At 56.3% G+C, this 2,189-nt stretch carries 2 protein-coding genes and 1 tRNA gene; 1 reads left to right on the top strand and 2 read right to left on the bottom strand.

Annotated features, from left to right (window positions below; genetic code table 11):
• Both ACXRVY_RS25335 and ACXRVY_RS25330 read right to left on the bottom strand, forming a co-directional pair.
• The coding region (locus ACXRVY_RS25335) for a lysophospholipid acyltransferase family protein (RefSeq protein WP_458238562.1) at window positions 1–652 on the bottom strand (652 nt) is incomplete at its 3' end.
• 227 nt (window positions 653–879) lie between these two features.
• A complete protein-coding gene (locus tag ACXRVY_RS25330) occupies window positions 880–1,569 on the bottom strand; it encodes a crotonase/enoyl-CoA hydratase family protein (RefSeq protein ID WP_223462211.1) in 690 nt (229 codons plus the stop codon).
• A 308-nt stretch (window positions 1,570–1,877) separates the two neighbouring features.
• Between ACXRVY_RS25330 and ACXRVY_RS25325 the strand changes: the two genes are divergently transcribed.
• Window positions 1,878–1,967 (top strand) — tRNA-Ser (locus tag ACXRVY_RS25325).
• The last annotated feature ends 222 nt before the right edge of the window (window positions 1,968–2,189 follow it).

The raw sequence follows: 2,189 nt of genomic DNA, 5'->3' as shown, positions 1-2,189 counted from the left end.
GCATGGGCATGTCGTCCAGGCTCAATCCGGCGGTGGGAATCGCCGGCAATGAGCGAATCAGAATTTTCCCACTGCGCCAGCGGTTCAATCGCATGTGTTTGACGTAACTGCTGACACACACAGGCACGATCGGCACCCCGGCGGCAATGGCCATCTGAAAGGCGCCTTTCTTGAAGGGCAGCAAATCTTCACCCAGATTACGCGTGCCTTCCGGGAAAACCCAGATCGAGGTGTCTTTGTTTTGCAGGGTGTGGGTAGTGGTCAACATCGAGTTGCGCGCCTTGTGCGCATTGCCGCGGTCGATCAGCACATTGCCGGCCAGCCAGAACAACTGCCCGAACAGCGGCACCCATTTCAGGCTCTTTTTGCCGATGCACACGGTACGGCGGGGCACCACGTTGCCAAACACAAACAGGTCGTAGTTGGACTGGTGATTGGCGATGATCACGCAGCTGTCCGGTTTATCCATCAACGGCCCGACGTCGGCCTTCACCCGCAAACGCAAAATACACATGGCCGGCCATGCGTACAGGCGTGCGCACAGACGGCTGTTGTCCGGATTGAATGGCCGGCACAGGCCGAGAATCACACCCAGCACACCCGCCACGATAAAGTGCAGACCCATCAATGACATACGGAACAAAAACAGCATTTACAGGCCCCACCGGGACAAAAGGTGGCGCAGTGTACGGATGTGCACTGTTTTCGGCAATTGCTCCCAGGAAAGTGGGAGATAGCCGATGTTTGTGCTGATGTTTCCGACCAATCGGTCAGAAGCGATCTAGAGCGGTTACAGAGGTTTAACACAGGTATGTATGAAGAGGCATGTATGAAAAAGCCCGACACGACGGTCGGGCTTTCGTTGCAGCAGATCCGGGCTTAACCCAAATGTTCCTGGTCCTGGATGATTGCGTTGTCCAGGGCCTCCAGCAGCGCTTTGCGTACTTTCAATTTGGTGTTCTTGTGCGCGGTCATGTTGATCTTCTTCAACTGGCGAGCCGCCGCCAGTGCCGCGCCTTGCAGTTCTTCAGCCGAGACCACGACATCAAGGAAACCGGCAGCCACGGCGCCTTGTGGACTGAACATCTCGCCGTTGACCACCGAACGCTGAAGCGCCACTTTGTTCAGGCGATCACGTGCGATCTCAATGCCCGCGTGGTGCATGGTCATGCCGATCTGCACTTCGTTCAGGCCAATGCTGAACGCACCGTCTACGCCAATGCGATAGTCGGCCGACAACAGCAGAAACGCGCCCTTGGCCACCGCATGCCCCGGGCACGCAACGATCACCGGGAAGGGGTGCGACAGCAGGCGGCGGGCCAGGGTCGAGCCGGAGGTCACCAGTGCCACGGCTTCTTTAGGGCCGGCCGTCATCACCTTCAAGTCATAACCACCGGAGAGAATGCCCGGCTGGCCAGTAATGATCACCACCGCACGATCAGTCACGGCCTGATCCAGCGCAGCGTTGAGCTCGGCAATCACATCCGGGGAGATGGCATTGACCTTGCCATTGCTCAAGGTAAGGGTCGCGATACCGTCTTCGAGATGGTAGGAAATCAACTCACTCATGACGCTATTCCTTTCAATAAAGTTGGGCAGACGTTACCCACCGCTGCAGGCCAGGTAAAGCGCTGTGACTGACCCGCCAGTCACCCTTTGCCTGCCCGCCAGGCGCAGCCCGCCGTGCTTGCCGCGCATTCCCCTCTATATAGAAGAGGGCACGAAGCCGGAGATTGGCCGGTTTGCCATGGCCCCGAGCGACCGGAAACGCTGAATCGCGTTAACCGCATGAAAATTCTGAAAAAAATGTTTGCCATCGGAAATGCTTTCGACTACATTAGCGCGCCTCGACAGACAGAACTTGTTTGAAGAGATACGGTGAAGTGTCCGAGTGGCTTAAGGAGCACGCCTGGAAAGTGTGTATACAGGAAACTGTATCGAGAGTTCGAATCTCTCCTTCACCGCCACATTTATACGAAAAAGCCCTGATTATTCAGGGCTTTTTCGTTTCTGCGTTTCTGAAAAAACTCCAGCCCGGCAAATCATTCCATCAGGGATGAAATGGATTGTCGCCCCGTGCCCAATATTTGCCTCACATCCTGGTAGCGATCCGCGAGAATGTTTACCCTGGCATTGCCCAGGATTGCAGCGTGTAGCCCCCCAGGCTCAACTCGGCGCGTACCTCTTCC

The organism is Pseudomonas sp. P5_A2_2, from assembly GCF_054177685.1.
The sequence above is the reverse complement of the archived record's forward strand: the minus strand, read 5'-3'. Positions and strand labels throughout refer to the sequence as shown.